The organism is Gilliamella sp. B2838 (assembly GCF_026536185.1).
Classification (GTDB): Bacteria; Pseudomonadota; Gammaproteobacteria; order Enterobacterales; family Orbaceae; genus Gilliamella.
The window spans coordinates 31,775-50,537 of record NZ_JAFNOO010000004.1 but is presented as its reverse complement, the minus strand read 5'-3'; the positions used below and the strand labels follow the sequence as shown (position 1 = coordinate 50,537).

20 protein-coding genes are annotated in these 18,763 nt (G+C 32.2%); 9 read left to right on the top strand and 11 right to left on the bottom strand.

The features are described from left to right. Nucleotides 1-304: 304 nt before the first annotated feature. Nucleotides 305-1,459: a 23S rRNA (uracil(747)-C(5))-methyltransferase RlmC gene (gene rlmC / locus J3U63_RS05775; RefSeq protein WP_267370888.1), complete on the bottom strand. Its 1,155-nt coding sequence runs from the start codon at nucleotides 1,457-1,459 to the stop codon at nucleotides 305-307. Between the two features lie 215 nt (nucleotides 1,460-1,674). On the opposite strand from rlmC, the gene map reads away from it, so the two are divergent. Next, on the top strand, nucleotides 1,675-2,463 hold the full coding sequence (gene map / locus J3U63_RS05770; RefSeq protein ID WP_065634177.1) for a type I methionyl aminopeptidase: 789 nt from the start codon (nucleotides 1,675-1,677) through the stop codon (nucleotides 2,461-2,463). A 205-nt stretch (nucleotides 2,464-2,668) separates the two neighbouring features. Here the strand turns inward: map and J3U63_RS05765 are convergent, their stop codons facing one another. Then, nucleotides 2,669-3,538 carry a co-chaperone YbbN gene (locus J3U63_RS05765; protein WP_267370886.1) on the bottom strand — a complete coding sequence of 290 codons (870 nt, stop codon included), beginning with the start codon at nucleotides 3,536-3,538 and terminating at the stop codon, nucleotides 2,669-2,671. Nucleotides 3,539-3,564: 26 nt separating this feature from the next. Then, nucleotides 3,565-4,335, bottom strand: coding sequence for an SDR family oxidoreductase (locus J3U63_RS05760; protein ID WP_267332809.1), 771 nt, complete (start codon nucleotides 4,333-4,335; stop codon nucleotides 3,565-3,567). Nucleotides 4,336-4,436: 101 nt separating this feature from the next. Between J3U63_RS05760 and mtnN the strand changes: the two genes are divergently transcribed. Then, complete coding sequence (gene mtnN, locus J3U63_RS05755) at nucleotides 4,437-5,129, top strand: 5'-methylthioadenosine/S-adenosylhomocysteine nucleosidase (RefSeq protein ID WP_267370883.1); 693 nt, start codon at nucleotides 4,437-4,439, stop codon at nucleotides 5,127-5,129. Beyond that, nucleotides 5,126-5,749: a TRIC cation channel family protein gene (locus tag J3U63_RS05750; RefSeq protein ID WP_267344141.1), complete on the top strand. Its 624-nt coding sequence runs from the start codon at nucleotides 5,126-5,128 to the stop codon at nucleotides 5,747-5,749. Before mtnN ends, J3U63_RS05750 begins: the two co-directional genes overlap by 4 nt. A 25-nt stretch (nucleotides 5,750-5,774) precedes the next feature. Here J3U63_RS05750 and rnd read toward each other — a convergent pair whose 3' ends face one another. After that, nucleotides 5,775-6,866 carry a ribonuclease D gene (gene rnd / locus J3U63_RS05745; protein WP_267370881.1) on the bottom strand — a complete coding sequence of 364 codons (1,092 nt, stop codon included), beginning with the start codon at nucleotides 6,864-6,866 and terminating at the stop codon, nucleotides 5,775-5,777. Between the two features lie 19 nt (nucleotides 6,867-6,885). After that, entirely contained in the window at nucleotides 6,886-8,034 is a 1,149-nt protein-coding gene (locus J3U63_RS05740) for a metallophosphoesterase (protein ID WP_267344143.1), read from the bottom strand. A 32-nt stretch (nucleotides 8,035-8,066) separates the two neighbouring features. Between J3U63_RS05740 and cmoA the strand changes: the two genes are divergently transcribed. Together cmoA and cmoB are read left to right on the top strand one after the other, a co-directional pair. Further along, nucleotides 8,067-8,837 carry a carboxy-S-adenosyl-L-methionine synthase CmoA gene (cmoA, locus tag J3U63_RS05735; RefSeq protein ID WP_267332804.1) on the top strand — a complete coding sequence of 257 codons (771 nt, stop codon included), beginning with the start codon at nucleotides 8,067-8,069 and terminating at the stop codon, nucleotides 8,835-8,837. Nucleotides 8,838-8,873: 36 nt separating this feature from the next. After that, nucleotides 8,874-9,842 carry a tRNA 5-methoxyuridine(34)/uridine 5-oxyacetic acid(34) synthase CmoB gene (gene cmoB / locus J3U63_RS05730; protein ID WP_267370878.1) on the top strand — a complete coding sequence of 323 codons (969 nt, stop codon included), beginning with the start codon at nucleotides 8,874-8,876 and terminating at the stop codon, nucleotides 9,840-9,842. Nucleotides 9,843-10,263: 421 nt separating this feature from the next. Here the strand turns inward: cmoB and J3U63_RS05725 are convergent, their stop codons facing one another. Together J3U63_RS05725 and J3U63_RS05720 are read right to left on the bottom strand one after the other, a co-directional pair. Beyond that, nucleotides 10,264-10,686, bottom strand: a complete 423-nt coding sequence (locus J3U63_RS05725) for a hypothetical protein (protein WP_267332802.1) — start codon at nucleotides 10,684-10,686, stop codon at nucleotides 10,264-10,266. Nucleotides 10,687-11,348: 662 nt separating this feature from the next. Next, entirely contained in the window at nucleotides 11,349-11,729 is a 381-nt protein-coding gene (locus J3U63_RS05720) for a helix-turn-helix transcriptional regulator (RefSeq protein WP_065632876.1), read from the bottom strand. Between the two features lie 1,051 nt (nucleotides 11,730-12,780). Between J3U63_RS05720 and J3U63_RS05715 the strand changes: the two genes are divergently transcribed. Then, nucleotides 12,781-12,990, top strand: coding sequence for a hypothetical protein (locus J3U63_RS05715; protein ID WP_267332800.1), 210 nt, complete (start codon nucleotides 12,781-12,783; stop codon nucleotides 12,988-12,990). Between the two features lie 5 nt (nucleotides 12,991-12,995). On the opposite strand, the gene J3U63_RS05710 is transcribed toward J3U63_RS05715, so the two are convergent. The 3 genes from J3U63_RS05710 to J3U63_RS05700 all read right to left on the bottom strand — a co-directional run bounded on the left by J3U63_RS05710 (nucleotide 12,996) and on the right by J3U63_RS05700 (nucleotide 15,022). After that, nucleotides 12,996-13,202, bottom strand: coding sequence for a hypothetical protein (locus J3U63_RS05710; RefSeq protein WP_267332799.1), 207 nt, complete (start codon nucleotides 13,200-13,202; stop codon nucleotides 12,996-12,998). Between the two features lie 413 nt (nucleotides 13,203-13,615). Then, the gene (locus J3U63_RS05705; protein ID WP_267370876.1) at nucleotides 13,616-14,056 is read right to left on the bottom strand and encodes a hypothetical protein; all 441 of its coding nucleotides are present in this window, start codon (nucleotides 14,054-14,056) and stop codon (nucleotides 13,616-13,618) included. Between the two features lie 273 nt (nucleotides 14,057-14,329). Continuing rightward, nucleotides 14,330-15,022: an HAD family hydrolase gene (locus J3U63_RS05700; RefSeq protein WP_267370873.1), complete on the bottom strand. Its 693-nt coding sequence runs from the start codon at nucleotides 15,020-15,022 to the stop codon at nucleotides 14,330-14,332. A 126-nt stretch (nucleotides 15,023-15,148) separates the two neighbouring features. Here J3U63_RS05700 and J3U63_RS05695 point away from each other — a divergent pair, with 126 nt between their 5' ends. Beyond that, nucleotides 15,149-15,580: a LysR family transcriptional regulator gene (locus tag J3U63_RS05695; protein ID WP_267370870.1), complete on the top strand. Its 432-nt coding sequence runs from the start codon at nucleotides 15,149-15,151 to the stop codon at nucleotides 15,578-15,580. Here J3U63_RS05695 and J3U63_RS05690 read toward each other — a convergent pair. Next, entirely contained in the window at nucleotides 15,567-16,007 is a 441-nt protein-coding gene (locus J3U63_RS05690; RefSeq protein ID WP_267332795.1) for a putative T6SS immunity periplasmic lipoprotein, read from the bottom strand. The two genes, J3U63_RS05695 and J3U63_RS05690, sit on opposite strands and share 14 nt — an antisense overlap. A gap of 816 nt (nucleotides 16,008-16,823) precedes the next feature. Here J3U63_RS05690 and J3U63_RS05685 point away from each other — a divergent pair. Then, the gene (locus J3U63_RS05685) at nucleotides 16,824-17,885 is read left to right on the top strand and encodes an MFS transporter (protein ID WP_267370868.1); all 1,062 of its coding nucleotides are present in this window, start codon (nucleotides 16,824-16,826) and stop codon (nucleotides 17,883-17,885) included. Between the two features lie 49 nt (nucleotides 17,886-17,934). Then, a complete protein-coding gene (locus J3U63_RS05680) occupies nucleotides 17,935-18,735 on the top strand; it encodes a PQQ-binding-like beta-propeller repeat protein (protein ID WP_267370866.1) in 801 nt (266 codons plus the stop codon). Nucleotides 18,736-18,763: the final 28 nt, after the last annotated feature.

Sequence of the window (18,763 nt, the reverse complement as noted above, 5' to 3'; positions counted from 1 at the left end):
TAACTATTGCTCCAATATTTGATAATTATCATTTTTTATTTTTTAATCTAACAAATTTAATTAAAATTATCAATGATAATAATTACCATTTACATATGATAATGATTATCATGTTGACGATATATAAATTATATTCAATCAAATTAATAGGTTATATAAAAACGCTTTGTGCTTAATAAAATAGAAGTAGTCGTGCAATAAAAATGGTAATTTGTATAACGTTCATAAAAGTGATGAAAAATAATTACCATTAATAATGCGTGGTTAATAGCATAAAGAAAATTGAGAACTGGCTATGGGGAAACTAATCTTTTTTTTGTAATAAGACTAATATTTCCATATGAGAGGTATGTGGAAACATATCAAATAATTGAGTTTTTAAGATCTTATAGTTAGATAATTCATTTAAATCATCTACTAATGACGTCAAATGACAACTCGAATATAAAATGTAATTTGGCTCAACCTGTTCTAAATATTGCATAAGCGTTTTACCTGCCCCACGTCGAGGAGGATTGAGTAACACTAAGTCAGGAATATCGTGCTGATTAATGGCAAATTGAGTTGCATCGAGTGATTTAAAAGTTAAATGTTTAAACCCAAGTTTTTGAGCAGATTTATTGGCACATTCAATTGCATCACTACTGATTTCAATTCCTGTTAACTTAATATCATTGCAAATAGTATTATCAATATTTGTCACACAACTTAACCCAAAACCACCTACCCCACAAAAAAGGTCCCAAATAGAGTTAATTGGTAAATGAGTGACCCAGTCACTTGCAGTTTTATACAGATTTTCAGCAACATAGGTATTAGTTTGAAAAAAACTTTTCGATTTGATATAGAGTTTAATATTATTTAATTTTATTGGTAAATATGGATTTTCAGTAATAACCAATTCTTGTTCACCCTCTAAAATTGCGGCATGATTAGGTTGAATATTAATTGATACTACGTGTAAATTTTGTATGTAACTTTGTAACTGACTGATTGTATTTTTAATTTGTTCAACAAATTTTAAGGATCTTAGGACAAATCGTAACATATAACTGTTTTGATTATTACTAGCACTTTCAGTAATAATAATGAATTTCAATTCACCTTTTCGTTTATTAATATTATAGGGAACTATTCCTTGTTTACGAATATAGCTACGTACAATTTTAAGAATGCTTTGCATGCTATCACTGTAAAGTGGACAATCACATAAATCAACAGCTTGTCCCTGGTGTTGTATACCTAAGATTGGTTTTTCAACTGTTCCAAGTACTGCCATTTTTGCTTTATTACGAAACCCTTTTTGTTCACTGGCAAAAGGCGCTTTTAATTCTAACGGTTGGAAAGGTGTTAATTGTTTAATCAATTGTTGTTGTTTTTCATCGAGTTGTGTTTGATAAGGTCGTTCAATCCATGGACACGATAAACACTTTTTTTGCTGATAATAGCGACATTGCATGATGATAAAACCTATTTTTTTAATGTATATTTTATTGATAATTTTTTATGAGTGATGATTTCTATTCAATTTTATACTAAAACATCAGCTTACCTTAATTTTTTTACCAAACATTTCAACATTTTTCGATTCATTGTAAATATACTAATAGCTATGATTTGACGAAATACCGGTATATGATAGGATAATGCCGTTAATATTATAGGAACGAATTAATGTCTATCAAGTTAAAAACTCCCGATGAAATCGAAAAAATGCGTATAGCTGGTAAACTTGCCGCTGAAGTATTAGAAATAGTTGAACCTTATGTTAAACCCGGTATAAGTACAGGTGAACTTGACCAAATTTGTTATGAGCATATTGTTAATGTTCAAAAAGCAATTCCTGCCAATATTGGTTATTGTGGCTATAAACATACTAGTTGTATTTCAATCAATGATGTAGTTTGTCATGGCATTCCAAGTTTCGAAAAAAAAATTAAGGATGGTGATATTCTTAACATTGATGTCACTGTTATTAAAGATGGTTATCATGGCGATACCTCACGAATGTATATTGCGGGTAAACCAACAATTGCCGGTGAAAAATTATGTCAAGTCACTCAAGAAAGCTTATATGAAGCAATAAAAATTATTAAGCCTGGTATTCGTTTAAAAGAAATCGGTAAAACGATTCAAAAATATGTTGAAAAATTCGGTTTTTCATCAGTTAGAGAATATTGTGGTCATGGTATTGGTAATGTCTATCATGATGAACCACAGGTATTGCATTATGATGCTGACGATGGCGGAGTGATTTTAAAACCGGGAATGACTTTCACTATCGAGCCAATGGTTAATACCGGCGATTGGCGTACTCGCACAATGAAAGATGGTTGGACAGTTAAAACAAAAGATCATGGTCTTTCTGCACAATATGAACATACTATTTTAGTCACCGATAACGGCGTTGAAGTGTTAACCTTACGCAAAGATGAAAACTTTCCTCGCATTATTGAACACTAAATAAAAAAGATTCAACAATGATACAGTTGTTGAATCTTTCATTACTTATTATTTTTAGCAAACCACCATTTTTTATTCGCTATCTATTGTTTAACTAACCAATACCAAACAATTCACTTTATTAGTTAGTTATACTGTTAATGATTAAAGTCAATAAAACAATAGATAGCAATAAATATTGATCTTTTTCGATACACTTTATCTATCAATATAATAATGTATAAAGTTTACGTCGATAAGCACTTGCCAGAGGATTACTGGTACCAAGAGCCGCTAATAGATCCAGCAATGTTTTTTTCACTTGCCCATCTCCAGCATTGAGATCTTTGGTCAGCGGTTGATATAATAATTCTAACGCTTCTTCATGACGCCCTACCTGCATTAATTGAGAAGACAATTGAATCATTAATTCTATATTATCGGGATGTTGAGCTAATTGCGCTTGCAACAATTGTAATTCAGGTGAATTAGCTGCTTGTTCGAGTAGTTCTATTTCTGCTTGTAAACCATGAAAAGTGGAATCCTGATCTTGCAATGGAATGGTACTAAGTACCTCTTTTGCTTCACTTAATTGTTTGAGTTCTATTTGCGATTTAGCAAGCATTAGTGCAATATCAGATCTTGGCTTACCTAGATGATCGGTCAAGGCTTTCCAAGCTTGTCTTAACAAAGGTAAAGCTTGTTCGTATTTAGCTTCATTAAATAATGATTGTGCTTCGATTAATTTTAATTCATCTTCATTTGGTAATACTTTAGCTAAAAAATCCCTTATCACTTGCTCTGATTGTGGTCCTTGAAAACCATCTACAGGTTGGCCGTTTTGGAATAGATACACAGTTGGTATTGCTCTTAAACCAAATTGAGCCGCTAGCATTTGCTGTTCATCACAATTGACACTTGCTAATATAAATTGCCCATTAAATTCGTTTGCTAATTTTGTTAGTGTTTGTGTCATTGTTTCGTGTTCTGGACTTCGTGCAGACCAAAAGTAAAACAATATCGGTGATAGCGATGACTTTTCAATAATTGCTTGAATATTGTGTTCATTCACATCAAAAATAAATTGGTTTTGCATAAATGTTTCCTAAATTTTTCGGCTTATTATTTATTAGATAAAATTTTATCCATTAATCTATCGGGAAGCAAACGTTTAGCGATAGCAGCAAGTTTAGTGACTTTTGTTACCCTGTAACGAATTTTTGGCTTATTACTCTCTAATGCATGATATAAATAAGGTAATACCGCTTCAGGAAGAAGCGTAAATCGTTTAGCAATAGGTGGATTTTCTATAGTATTATTCTTTTCAGTTTGATTAACATTACTGGAAAAATAGGTTTTTAAGGGACCTGGTTCAATTAAACAAACTTTAATATTGGTTTTATATAATTCTAATCTTAATACGTCTGACCATGCTTCTAACGCATATTTGCTTGCAGAATAAGCCCCCCGACCAGGGGTTGCTACGATGCCCACAATAGAGCTTGTTTGAATAATTCGGCCTTCATTTTGTTCAAGCATTGCAGGAAGCAGTAATTGGGTTAACTGGTGAACACCAAAAAAATTGGTTGAAAATTGAGCTTCTAATTGCTCACGATTAATGGTATTTAACCGACCATAAACACCAAAACCTGCATTATTAAATAATGCATATAATTTACCATCAGTTAATGTTAACACCTCTTTTGCTGCCTGTTTAACTGATTCAGGGTTATCTAAATCAAGTAATACTGTTTCAAACCCTTGCTCAATAAGTTTTTTCTGGTCAGACGCTTTACGACACGATGCAATAACGCGATATCCACGTTTTTTTAAAGCAATCGCTGAAATCAAACCAATACCACTAGAACAACCGGTAATAAATATTGTTCGCAAATTTGGTCACTCCTTTGTAATGATATATTGTCAAGTTAATCCTCTGCAATTATGATAGCACATCTAAATTTAAGTGAGTTAATCAAAGCTAAGAGGATTAAATGAAAATCGCGATTATTGCCGCAATGGAAGAAGAAGTTGCTATATTAAAAACTAAAATCAATCACTATCGTGTAGAAAACCATTTAGGATGTGATTTTCATTTAGGTCAAATTGCCGGTTGTGACATTGTATTGCTCCAATCCGGTATCGGTAAAGTTGCAGCAGCATCGGGCACAACATTATTATTGAATAATTACAACGTCGATGCCGTTATTAATACGGGTTCAGCAGGAGGATTATCATCTAAACTTAATATTGGCGATATTGTTGTGTCACAGGATGTTTTTTATCATGATGTTGATTTAACTGCTTTTGGATACCTACCAGGACAAATGTCTGGCTGCCCTGCCACCTTTAAATCTGCTGAAAAATATCAATTACTTGCTGAAAACTGCATAAAAAAACATGGCGTCAATGCAATTGTAGGTTCGATTGGTAGTGGCGATGCATTTATTAATGGTAAAAACCATTTAGATAGAATAAAACAAACCTTTCCTGATGCAATTGCTGTTGAAATGGAAGCTGCAGCAATTGGTCATGTATGTTGGCTTTTTAAGGTGCCGTTTGTTGTGGTGCGAGCAATTTCCGATAATGGTGATAATGAATCAGCAATTGATTTTCAATCATTTTTAAAACTTGCTTCTGCACAGTCATCGTTGATTGTAGAATCAATGTTGAGTGAACTTGCGTGAGTTACCTTTTTTGGTTTGACCTTTTAGGCACTATTGTATTTGCTATTTCTGGCGTATTGTTAGCCGCAAAAAAAGAGATGGATCCAATTGGTGCACTTGTTTTAGCTGTTATTACCGCTATTGGCGGTGGAACTATTCGAGATATGGTGTTAAATCATGGACCGATTTTTTGGATAACTGACTCAACAGATTTATATGTTGCTATTATCGCCTCACTAATAACCATGTTGTTGTTGCGTTATTCATCAACCCTTACTATTCCTAAATGGTTATTTTCGGTATTAGATGCAATTGGTCTTGCTGTATTTGTCGGTATTGGGGTAAACAAAGCTATTGACTCTCAAGTCAATAGCCTAATTGCTGTGTGTATGGGTGTTATGACAGGTGTTGGTGGTGGAATTATACGAGATGTACTTGCCAGAGATATTCCTATGGTTTTTAGAACTGATATCTACGCAACTGCCTGCATAATCGGTGGAACAACACATGTCATTGCTTATAACGGACTTAATTTGCCGTTAGAGATATCCACCCTGCTCGGTATTTCAGTTACACTTATTATTCGCCTATTAGCGATTTATCGTAATTTAACACTACCTATAGTTGGATTAAAAAAATAATCGCCATCACAATACTCTTGAACTTTTACTGCTCATTCGCGATATATTTTTCAAATAAAGGCTTTCGCCAACCAGATAAAATATCAGGTAAAGCATCGGTTTTATCTATTTGCCATTTAACATACTGATTGATTAATCGTCTTGATAATAACAAATCTTGATTCAACCCAGTATGCTCAGCAATATCTTGTGCTGCTTGTTTTAATTTATCTGCAATATATTTGTAGTTAGGGTAAGAGTTCACTCGACGAATAGGTGGAATGTCTGGAATAGGCTCTAATAAAATAGCTAAAATAGCCTGTCCATATAACCGTATTTCCTTGCCATTCATACCTAATTTATCAAGTTCAGCCAAGGAACTTGGCGAATAACGCGCTATTTTAAATAGTGTTTCTTCATTCACGACAAAATTTAAAGCGATATCGTTTTGTTTAGCGGTATTATAACGATAACGTGCGAGTTTATATAATTGACCTAAACTTTTGCCCTTTAGTTGCCAACTGTTTTTAATATTAAGATAAGCATCATCTGGATTAATGATTTCGCACTTACGCTTAATTACGGTTTGGCATTCTTGATAAGCTGCCGTTAGATAACCTTGTTTCGTTAATTGCGTTTTAAGTAAATTCATCAAAGGGAATAGATACAAAACATCATTAATAGCATAATTACATTGCTTTTCAGTTAATGGACGTTTTAACCAGTCTGTACGCGTTTCACTTTTATCTAATTCAACATTTAAATATTTGTTAACTAAGCTGGCATAACCGCTGCTTATTGGATTATCTAAAAACGAAGCGAATATTTGGCTATCAATAATTGGCGTTGGCAAGCAACCAAAAAAGTGTAAAAAGACTTCAATATCTTCACTGCAAGAATGAAAATATTTTTCAATAGTAGGATTATTTAAGATAGCTAAAAAAGCCTGCCAATCAGTAATTGCTAGCGGATCAATCAGGGCAGCATATTCACCATTAAACACTTGCAACAATCCTAAATGAGGATAAAAAGTCCGAGTGCGCACAAATTCTGTATCCAAAGCAATTGCATTGCTATTGGCAATTTTTACGCAGTATTGATTTAACTGCGCATTATTGGTAATAAATTGATATGGCAAGGTCTGTTTCCTAATTAGTTTAGTTAGTGCTTGATGCTGGTTGTTTAGCAAAATCGATATCGATAACTGCGATTTCAGAACGCGTCATTAAACGAATTGGCGGTCCCCAAAGACCATAACCACTACTCACAATACTAACAAAAGGTTTCTCATTATCTTGATAGATGCCGTGGGCATTTTTATACATTGCCGCAACGAGCAAATTAATAGGAAACACTTGTCCACCATGAGTATGACCTGAAATCATTAAATCCACTCCTAACGAAGCAGGTTCAACTAAATCTTTCGGTTGATGATCCAATAAAATAACTGGGCTTTGCGTATCAGTAAACATCATCAAGTCAGATAAAGAAGCCCGTTTTACATCATATAACGCAGATGAAAAATCATCGCGCCCAACCAGGTTAATACCGACATCATCCAGATAAACTATATCATCTTTTAACACTTTCATATTCGCTTGTTGAAAGGCATTAATGATATCTTGTTCACGATTATTCGGTTCCTTTGTACCTAAATATTCGTGATTACCGAAAATGATATATGTACCATATTTTGATTTTAATTGCTGAAATTGTTTATAAAAATCTTGCTCAATAAATGGTTTTAAACGTTTATCTAACGTATCACCAGTAATAACAATAAAATCGGCATTCAAACTATTCACTTTATCAACCATTTGTTGAATCATTCTATGTGTAGTTAATTCATTGATATGAATATCTGTAAGCTGAACAATACGTAAATGATCAACATTAGCCGGTTTATTAATTTTAACTTGATAATTAACAATTTTAGATTCGAAAGCCATCTCATGGCCATAACAAAATAGTGCGAGAACACAAATGATATAGATAATTTTGGTCGCTAAATTGGGGCTAAATTTATTTTTAATAAGTTTATGCACAATATCAAACAATAAAGTGACAAAAATAGCGCAGATAATTAAACCGAAAGTAACATTCGCCAATAAAGGCAGCCAATATGTAGACAAACTATCAAATATCTTAGAAAGTACTAAAGATAAACTCGCGATACCAACAAAAAACCAATAAGCAATTTGATATACACCACGTGGATGACATTTAAACCAAAATTGCCAACGTTTGCCTAAATAGATAGCGATCAGAATGCTAACAACTATGGCAATAAGCGCAATAAAACTCATAATTACCCGAACAATTGAACCTAAAAAATGGTATGATAACAGAATTAATTTCTATAGTACCAATAACTTTTATGGATATCAAAAAAGACCAATTATTTTCGACACCCATTGATAAATTAGGCGATTGGACATTTGACGAAAAGGTTGCAGAAGTTTTTCCTGATATGGTGCAACGTTCGGTTCCTGGTTATTCTAATATTATCTCAATGATTGGCATGTTAGCAGAAAGATTCGTTCAACCAAATTCAACAGTTTATGATTTGGGGTGCTCTTTAGGTGCGGCTACTCTCTCTATTCGACGTAATATCAATCATGCTAATTGTCGTATTATTGCAGTAGATAATTCCGAACCCATGGTTGAACGTTGTAAACGACACATCGAAGCATACAAAGCTAAAGTTCCTGTTGAAGTCATCTGTGATGATATTTGCAATATTAGTATGCAAAATGCATCAATGGTGGTACTTAATTTTACCTTACAATTTTTAACCCCAGACAATCGTCAACGTGTTTTAAATAATATCTATCAAGCATTAAAACCTAATGGTATTTTGGTCCTTTCTGAAAAATTTAGTTTTAGTGATCCAACTATTGATGAATTACTGTTCAATATGCATCATGACTTTAAACGTGCGAATGGCTATAGCGAACTTGAAATTAGTCAAAAACGAAACATGTTAGAAAATGTGATGCTGACCGATTCGATCAAAACACATAAAAAACGCTTATCTCAGGCAGGGTTTAATCATATAGACACTTGGTTCCAGTGTTTTAATTTTGGATCTATTATCGCAATCAAATAATGTATAAATGCAAACACAGATAACAAGGAATAACACATGATCGACTTTGGTGATTTTTACCAGATAATCGCAAAAAGTAAACTGAGTCGTTGGCTTGAGGTTTTACCGGCACAACTAGCCAATTGGCAAAAACAAAACATTGATAATCGCTTTAATCAATGGCTCAACAGTATTAAGCATCTACCGTCTATCACGCCTTATCAAATTGATTTATTGCATAGTGTCACAGCAAAAACCGAACAACCGCTAACTAATGGCGAACAATTACGGATTACGCAGTTATTAAAAACCATGATGCCTTGGCGTAAAGGACCTTTTAATTTGTATGATATTTATATTGATACCGAGTGGCGTTCAGATTGGAAATGGCAACGATTAATCAATCATATTGATACCTTAGAAGGTAAAACAGTTTTAGATGTTGGCTGTAATAGTGGTTATCATTTATGGCGTATGATTGGTGCTGGAGCCAAATTGGCTGTGGGCATTGATCCAATGGCGCTTTATTTATGCCAATTTGAAGCAATCCGTAAATTATTAGGTAATGACCAGCGAGCCCACCTATTACCACTAGGTATTGAAGAGTTACCCAAACTCAATGCTTTTGATACCGTATTTTCAATGGGCGTTTTATATCATCGTCGCTCCCCGCTTGATCATCTCTATCAATTAAAAGATCAGCTGATTAAGGGTGGACAATTAGTATTAGAGACACTTGTCATTGATGGTGAGCTGCATCAAGCGCTAATGCCCGGTGAACGTTATGCTCAGATGCGTAATGTTTATTTTATTCCATCAGTACCCACCATGATTAACTGGCTCAATAAATGTGGTTTTACCAAAGTTAAGCTTGTTGATCTTTCGACTACTAGCTTGGATGAACAACGTAAAACAGAATGGATGACATCTGATTCACTGGCTGATTTTTTAGATCCCAATGACATAACCAAAACCGTAGAAGGCTATCCTGCCCCAATGCGGGCAGTATTTATTGCTAAAAACTAGTCTACAAACCAATAATAGACACAAATAGTGATGATGAGTGTTAATCAAAATGTCTCTTTAAAATGACTAACAATTGGCACAATAAATGATTCGCAATAATGCGGTAATAGTCATTGCCTGACTGCGATCTTTTGCCTTACCCAACAGTAATAGATGAATATTGTGAATGAAATTACAATACATGATTTATAACTTGAATAATGAGTTTTTGATGAGCAGTTAGTCAATCCTTATTTAAACATATTAACGATGTAGATTTGGCGAAAACCAATACGCTAGTAGCCAGTTTGGGCTTTTATGTGGAATAGGAAGTGGTATCAATAAATACGTTATGTTTGGATAAGACTTTTACAAAATATGGGCATTATTTTATTAAAGCTTATCCAATAGCGATTAGCTAACGCATTCTTAACTAAAAATATTACTGACAAATTTCTTTAATCGATAGCGTAGCTGGTACGTTACGATCATCAGAATACTGAAAACGAAATAAAAAACGAATATCATAAAAACTCAAGACATTGACAACATCTTGCTTATTACAAAATTCATCTTTAAGCTGAACTCTAAAATAATCAGAAAGATCCTGTACGGGTAGGGTTTGGCTATCTGCGGGAATTTTATACTCAAATATAATGTTATTACTATTTGCGCTAATATTGGTTAATTCGGTACCATCTGCCGTCTTATATGGAAACTTACCGTTTTCACCTAAAATCGATTTTTTTGCACTATTCACAATAGCCGAACTTACTTTAGATACTGGCGGTAATTCATCGCAATAAGCTGATGAAAACATCAATAATCCAATCAATATCGCTGCTGATTTCGCTAATTTTTTCATTGTGCTATCCCTTATTGTATTATTTAATCTTACCCGATAAAAAATGCTCATTCACTATTTTGAGTAAGTACTCTAGTAACTGCTGATAATTATCAAATATTTATTCATTAATATATTTGATGGTTATCTTACACAAAATTTTTTATAAAAAAAGAGTATTTAATTAAGTTAGTACATTTTTATTGTGCAATTGATCTTAATAAGATAGGTAGTGATAGACATTTTCTCAAATCAATTATTTTTAGTTTATCAATATATTCAATACATTAAATATAAAGCATAGCTAAACGTTCATCTTTATCAAGCTGAAATAAGACTGGCAAAGTTACATCAAATAACACTCAACGGCTATTATTAATCCATTCCATTATAACGACGCTATTACCATAAAAATAAAGAATAAGTTAAAACAAAATAGATAGCTAGTCCAAGTTAAACGAATTAGATTATTTGCTTTATTTAAGTGATTGATAATATTCAACTCATCTAACATCAACTAAATAAAAAACAAATTTGAAATTGACTAGCTAGCAAAAGAATTAAATATGGTGGGCATCTTATAATGTCATGTTATCAAATAAAAAATTAAAAAAATTATTTTAGCATTGAATTGGAATGTTTTATTTTTAAATAAGAGATGATTATTTAATAGTTTTTAATCACTATTCATTATTTACATCACCCATTTTGATAAGTGCCCTTTTCAATTCGTTATACTCTTGCGGTGTGATATCACCTTTTTCTTTAAAGGCTATTAGCCGCTCTAGTTTATCTAAAATTTTATCATATATAACCACTTCTTTATCCGTATCCATCTGATTAAACTCTCCTTGACCATATGCTAACCATTGTAATGATGCACCTGTTTCGTCCATACATTTAATGACTAAATCAGAAGGAAACAAATCTCGTTTATAACGAATGGATAAGCTTGCAGCAGATGTACCCAAATAATTGCTATATTCAACTTTGGATCGAAAACCATAAGCCTCAATGATTCTATCTAATACTTTAGCTCCACCAGAATTAAAATTAATACTCATAATAAATTAAGCTCAGATAAAAATAATTAAAAAAACATTAAACTCAAACTAATATAATTTTATATTCAATTTAACTTTGTAAGTTAAATTAAAACACAATCATAAATTACAATTAGCTAGGAATAATGCACCATGATGACATCAATTTCAATCTCTATTTCAGCGAGTTATATTACGATTGACAAACTTGTTTGGATATAGGCATGAATGCTGATTAGGCAAAATATATCCGTGAAGAATATGATTCACGAACAAGCCGAATAGAAAATAACCATAAGCTACATGACTGAGTTTATCCATAAAAGTCTAAATTATATAATCCTTTACTTAACTTACTCAAGGATCCATTATGAGTCATAACGCATATTTAAGCACTAAATTATGGAATAAGCCAATACTAATTTTTTACAAATTAATAAATTTAATCTAAAAACTGGGTATAAAATTATGAATAGTTAATTTTTCGAAAAAAATTATTAAAGACGTTTTTTATAATGCTCCATTTTACTGGCATCTCATAACCATCATAATATGCTTATTTGAAAAAATATACGATATATTTATCCATTAATTAATCATTTGAAAAGATAAACCAATTCTAAAAATGCAAATTAAACTCACTTTATTTTTTCTAAGAAAAATGTTTAATAAAAAATAATTGGAAACCGTTAGTATTATAACTAATTAAAAGATATATAACTTTAATAAAATTAAACGATCTTTTCACACATTTATTTTAACCAAACACCGACTTTTTTGAATTTATCGGGATAGCAAAAATAAAAAATTAACGGTATAGTGTAAATGCAGATTAGTCTAGGTTAAAAGCCAAATAATGGTTTTTTTAAAGGTCTGTTCTGAAAGTGATTTTTAAAACAACATTAGTAAAACCGATCCAAATGTATCGTTAATGTTAGCTAAAATAACATTTTGTTAAATAACCAGAAAAATTCATAACATTCTGATTAATCAATAATATTATCAACTAACAGTTGGTCGGAAAGGTAATTATTATTAACTGTATAGAAATGCAGTAAAAGGGTAATAAATAATGGATGAGTTAGAAAAAATAAAAACAATTGAACGGGCTGAATTACTTTCAAGAGTTATTACTGAAAATTTGAATTTAAGGGAACGGGATAAAGACATAGCGCTGTTTTGGTTTCGTGATTTGCTAGAGCCATTAAAACAACAAATATTAAACGAGCAAGCAAATAATCGAAAAGGTAACACAAATTGGTTACCTTTTGATGAAACGTAAAACAATTATTTTTTATTTGGATGAGGATCTTTCACAGAATCACCTTGACCTGACATCACATACCAACCATTTTTGCTATGCGGTTTTTTATTATAATCAGGGCAAGGTGGTAAAGATTTCTTACTTTGGTTTGAATAAATATAACCACAGTCGGCACACTTATAAGTGCCAGCTGAAACATCACTACCGTATGCAGCAAATTTTTGTACCATAATAAGCTTCTCCAGTAAGGTTATGTTAGCGATAAGCACATTACTTATCAGTACTATATAAACGCGGTTTCAATAAAAAATCAAGCTTGGTATTAACTTTATTTTGTTTCATTCGTTTGGCTATCAAAAGCAAAATAGTGATATAAAAATATAATCTATTAAAAATAATAAAATTAATCTGATTTGCAAGCATTATTAATTCATGATAAATTTTTTGAACTAATTAAATGACAACAATTTTGATAGTAAAATTGGAATTAGTTTGCTCAAAGGTAACGTTAACCTGTAGTCTATTTTTATCAACTGATTTCTTAACAACCTTTAATTAACAAAATTACTAAATAGTGTTAGCTGATAAACAATCACAAAACTGGATTATTAAACATAAAAGATCGTCTCGATCTTAATACCATTTATATATTTAAACGACGTAAGCATTCAAACTCAATTTTTTCTCTATGATTGTTTAGGCTATCTTCTGGATAAATGGTTTCAAAGACATTAACCATTTTAAATTTATTCTGTGAATAATACTCAATACTTTTATGAACATTTCTCATTCCACCATGAGCTATTTTTAACTGTTTAGGTTTATCATAAAAAGTTTTTAAATCAAAGGGGTATGAATCTGTTTCTGTTTTCCATAAAAGCTGGCCACCTTCTAACAGATAATTAATATTGCCCTTTTCGGTTTTAACTTCACCATAATCCTCAAAAGCGCCATTTCGCCATTTAGCAGACTTTAGATTTGAAACACAAGACCAACTACCAATAAGCATTTGTTCGGTGACTTTATTTTCACTGCATCCAAACATGACTAAACACACTAGTCCAATAATTATATTTTTATTCATATCATTCCATTACTTATAAATTGAGTATCAATAGTAGGTGATTTAACAATAAGGATCAATTAAAAAGACGAACAAAATTCTTTTATCTCAAAATAAAACAAAAAAACAAATAAAAAAATCATAAATAGAAGCATATAAAATAAAAATGCGAATCTACTCTGGGTAATCAATTAATGAAAATTGGTCTATTCTAATAAAGATATCAACCGGTGACTTAACAATTTGTTCCATCGTCTACTCAAATTTAGCGAATTTATTCAAGGTTATTTTATTCTATCCAACCAATATTCGATGCGCATTACCAAAATCAATAATTGCGCATCCATTAGGTTGAATAATCACCTCTATAAGCGAAAAATCAGCAATAGTAAATTTTGCCCCTAAAGTCATTAGCGATTCATGACCAACACCAACACAATATGTTCCTGCAGCCACAGCAGATTTAACGCCACTGATTGAATCTTCAAAGACCATTGCCTGTTTTGCTGCAATATTAAGATACTTGATAGCCTTTAGATAAGGGTCTGGATAAGGTTTACCTCGAGTGACGCTGTCACGATCAATAATGACCGAAATACACTCCTTCACTTTCAATAAATTCATGACCGAATTGACTTTGTCTAGCCAACTGCTGGTAACGATGGCGACTTTCACACCAGCTTTATGTAAAGCAGTAATGAACTTAGCAACGCCAGCAATTGGTTTGTAAATCGCAGTGTTTTCAACATAAATAATATGGGCCTGAACTTTTTGTTGATCAGTAATAGACAAATCTCCAAATAGCGTCGCAATCGTATGTCGACCAGGTTGACCATGAATATGTTTAACCATATCTGTGTCACTAATAGTTCGACCATACATGTGTACAGCTTCACGCCACGCTCGTTCAATTGCCTCATTCGAATCAATCAATACCCCATCCATATCAAACAATACCGCAGTAATTTTAGTAAGAGTTTCACGCATAATTTTTTCCTTATCTTTTATCTTACACAAGTCAAAACAATCCATATCTGTTATCCTGACTAAATAACGCCTATCATAGATTTGATTTTAGACTCTGTATAATTCCAATTTTTTAGGATTCAATAAATGCAAGGAATAGAGTTAAGATTATTACGTGCTTTTGTAAAACTTGTTGAAACCGGTAATTACGGTTTGGCAGCAAAAGCGTTATTTATTACCCAGCCGGCTTTATCCAAACAAATACAAGCGTTAGAATCTTTAACTGGCGGTCAACTTTTTTTTCGAGGTCGGCAAGGTGCAACCGCGACTACTTTTGGTGGTCAACTCTATGCTCAAGCAAAGTCGATTCTACAATCACATGACAATTTTCTTACTTATGCCAAACAGATAAATAAAAAGTATCAACAAACCTTATCAATTGGGTTTAGTCTATCTACCTATCAAAAAATACCATTATGGGTTGATCAATTTGTCAAACAAAGGTCCGATTGCCAAGTTACGCTCAATCAGCTTCCTTCAAGTGTTCAAATTAAATTGACTGAATTTATTCAGTTTTAGTTTCATCAGGATCATTTGGCCATAATATTTTCAAATTACCATCAGCCTTCTTTTTTAACCGAAAACTAGCAATCCATGGTTTATCCTCATTATTTTTGAGGTTGGTTGAAACAAAATCAATTGAATAATCCACATCGACTTGAAAAGGATAATCAAAGCGTAAACATTCACCTGCTTTAGCTTGATAAATTGAACCATGATCTTCCTGTTCCCAAATATACCCAATATGCGTTACAAAAATACTGCTAGATGAAATATTAAACACATCAGTTGAACGCGCTTTTTCTTTTGGTATGTTGATGCAAACTTTTTGATTTTGATCTAATTTAACTTCAGCGGTGTTGACTTTATAGGTACAAAAAAAACAGCCGGTTAATAACAAAACAATGGTAATAAAAAATAACGGACGGATTAGATTTAATTTCATTTTGTTATTCCATATAGTGTAGACATGGTTATTTAGTCGCCACATTATCCAATAACCTTATTTTTTAATCAATCAGCTATTCAAAAAACAATGTATAACAATCTTATACATGCCATAAAGTTGAATAAATCATTCATCTTGAAATTAAACTATCTGCGCTTTATGCTTACAAAGCATAACAATAATTAATTTTAAAAATGAGATGAATAATCCGGTCATTTTAGATTGATTGTTTCCAAGACCTAACTGAACTTTTTTTAAAAACTTTGTTCTGAATAAACGGGTAATAAAAAAAGAGATTGAGCATAAAGCAAGTAATTTAATTTATTCACTGTTCATAAATACATTTTCAATTACCATTTTAATAGCACAATCATCATTTTTTGTTATTTTACAAGACAATTATCTAGATGAAAATTTACATTGTTTTATTTAAATAACCACGCCTTTTAATCATCAATCCTTGCATAAAAATAGTCGACTTTGCTTATCCCTATTATTCAAAAACAGAAATCAATTAGACTGTTTGATTTTATACGATCAAACTAAGTTTTATAGCTAACATATTGTTATACCGATTAATATTTATAGTAAAAACACTTAAGCAACACGTTTTAAACTGACTTTTCAACTCTGATAGTTTTTTACTATCACAAAATAAGTATTTCCATATTTTACACTTGTTATTTTATGCTTATTGCCAAAAACAGTGATAGTAAATCTAAGGTTTAGATCGTTTTACTCTCGACCTAAACCTTCAGTACACATCAATCACGATATTGTTTAATAAGGAACTTTAGCCGTATGAATTCAAGGATGACATCCACTCAACGATTATCAAATAAAATGAGCATTATTATATCTGCACTTCTTATTATGCTTTTGGTTGGTTCGGTTTATATTACTCAACTTATTTTTCAGGAGATATCGATAAACTTTAACATTGAGATTTTAGATGCAAGTATAGTAACGTCATTTAATCTATATCTTAGTGTAATGTCATTAATTGGCTTTTTTGCCGCCTCAGTACCGGCCGCTTTATTTGCTTACACCGCTAAAAATACAGACAACGCAAAATTATCACAAGCAATGGGGATGTTAATTTCGGCCTCAATTGTAGGAATGATATTCAGCCGTAGTTTAGCAGCCATGTTAACCGATATCTATTCTTGGAAAGTTGCTTTTGGGGTTTATGCTTGCCTGATTTTAATTGTCACTATTTTTATTCCATCTGCGATCAAACCCACTTTAAACAACACGGCTAAAATCAGCATCATTGAAACTTATCAACACGCATCAAAACTGCTGTTTAATCAAACTGTCATTATTTTCTTATTGGTTGGATTTTTGCTCTTTTTTGTTTATTTAGGGTTGTCTTCATTGCTCACTTTTTATTTGAAAGGTTCACCATTTTATCTAACCTCAACAGAACTTGGTTGGTTAAATTTTGCAGGAATCAGCGCAATAATTGGTTCGATCATTACGGGAAAATTGGCACAGATTATCAATAAAAACAATTTACTCATCTTATTACTTTTATGCGTAAGTGCTTCAATTACGATCATTGGTTTTGGTACCAACATATTAATGATTAGTTTAGGTATTTTTTGTCTATTTATGTTTGTGTTTGGAATTCAACCCATTGTCATGGCTATACTTAATCAAATTGTACCACTCGACTTACGAGGCGCGGTATCGTCTTTATATTTACTTGCATGCCTTATTGGTGGCAGTTTAGGCACTTATTTATTAGGAAGCATTTATCAACAATTAAATTGGCCTAATTTAATTGTGGCTATCTTAATTTTAACCATACTTAATGTTGCTTTAGCTTTACTTGGTATTAAATTAATCAAAATTAAACAGAGCAATACTTAAACAATAGGCGAACATATATCGCAATACTATCACTTTACGAGGAAAAACAATGATCAAAAAAGTATTTTTTCAAATTGCACTATTTATCTGTTTTATTCTATATGGGGAATTAGCTATGGCAAAATTGAATCTTATTGCAAAATCTTTTAGTGCGCCAACCGCTATCGCCTTCGATAGCCAAGGTTCGATGTATGTGACAAATTGGTCTGGAAGTTCAATAGAAAAAATCACAACGGAAGGTAAACGTAACACTATCTATAACAACATATCCTCTCCTGCAGGAATAGTTATTGATAAACAAGATAATATCTATGTTTCATCTTATAGTGGCAATTATATTTTACAAATCACCAAAAATGGCAAAGTAGAAAAAATATCGACTGACTATCATACGCCAACTGGAATTGCATTTTCTAATACAGGTGAATTGTTGATTACTAATCGCTCCTCTGGCGAGGTTGTCGCTTTGGATTTAACGACAAAGCAAAAAAAGGTTGTTGCAAAAGGATTATCATTACCTGTCGGTGTAACACAATTAGCTGACAATCGCTTAGTTGTGTCACAATATAGTGGACGCTTAACTTTAATCGAACCTAATGGAAAACAGATAGAATTAGGGAGTGCATTTAACCAACCCGGTGTAGGTATAGTAAGTCTTTCACCTAGCGAAGTTGCTGTCATTGATAATGGTGCTGGGGCTGTTCGTAAAGTTGATGTTAATAGCAAAAATACCACTACACTAGTGACATCATTGTCTGGTGCTGTTGCATTAAGTTTGTACAAAAACCAACTGTATATCGGTACTTGGGGTGATGAATCGGTTTATCAATTAACTGACATCAATCCATAAAAAACACGCTTAATCAATTATAGGCAAA

Coding starts and splice junctions, on each gene's coding strand:
- mtnN (WP_267370883.1), top strand. CDS start 4,437: ATGAAAATCGCGATTATTGCCGCAATGGAAGAAGAAGTTGCTATATTA.
- J3U63_RS05700 (WP_267370873.1), bottom strand. CDS start 15,022: ATGCGTGAAACTCTTACTAAAATTACTGCGGTATTGTTTGATATGGAT.
- J3U63_RS05690 (WP_267332795.1), bottom strand. CDS start 16,007: ATGAAATTAAATCTAATCCGTCCGTTATTTTTTATTACCATTGTTTTG.
- rlmC (WP_267370888.1), bottom strand. CDS start 1,459: ATGCAATGTCGCTATTATCAGCAAAAAAAGTGTTTATCGTGTCCATGG.
- J3U63_RS05710 (WP_267332799.1), bottom strand. CDS start 13,202: ATGGTACAAAAATTTGCTGCATACGGTAGTGATGTTTCAGCTGGCACT.
- J3U63_RS05705 (WP_267370876.1), bottom strand. CDS start 14,056: ATGAATAAAAATATAATTATTGGACTAGTGTGTTTAGTCATGTTTGGA.
- J3U63_RS05680 (WP_267370866.1), top strand. CDS start 17,935: ATGATCAAAAAAGTATTTTTTCAAATTGCACTATTTATCTGTTTTATT.
- cmoA (WP_267332804.1), top strand. CDS start 8,067: ATGATAACAGAATTAATTTCTATAGTACCAATAACTTTTATGGATATC.
- J3U63_RS05695 (WP_267370870.1), top strand. CDS start 15,149: ATGCAAGGAATAGAGTTAAGATTATTACGTGCTTTTGTAAAACTTGTT.
- J3U63_RS05740 (WP_267344143.1), bottom strand. CDS start 8,034: ATGAGTTTTATTGCGCTTATTGCCATAGTTGTTAGCATTCTGATCGCT.
- J3U63_RS05720 (WP_065632876.1), bottom strand. CDS start 11,729: ATGAGTATTAATTTTAATTCTGGTGGAGCTAAAGTATTAGATAGAATC.
- J3U63_RS05715 (WP_267332800.1), top strand. CDS start 12,781: ATGGATGAGTTAGAAAAAATAAAAACAATTGAACGGGCTGAATTACTT.
- cmoB (WP_267370878.1), top strand. CDS start 8,874: ATGATCGACTTTGGTGATTTTTACCAGATAATCGCAAAAAGTAAACTG.
- J3U63_RS05725 (WP_267332802.1), bottom strand. CDS start 10,686: ATGAAAAAATTAGCGAAATCAGCAGCGATATTGATTGGATTATTGATG.
- map (WP_065634177.1), top strand. CDS start 1,675: ATGTCTATCAAGTTAAAAACTCCCGATGAAATCGAAAAAATGCGTATA.
- J3U63_RS05765 (WP_267370886.1), bottom strand. CDS start 3,538: ATGCAAAACCAATTTATTTTTGATGTGAATGAACACAATATTCAAGCA.
- J3U63_RS05685 (WP_267370868.1), top strand. CDS start 16,824: ATGACATCCACTCAACGATTATCAAATAAAATGAGCATTATTATATCT.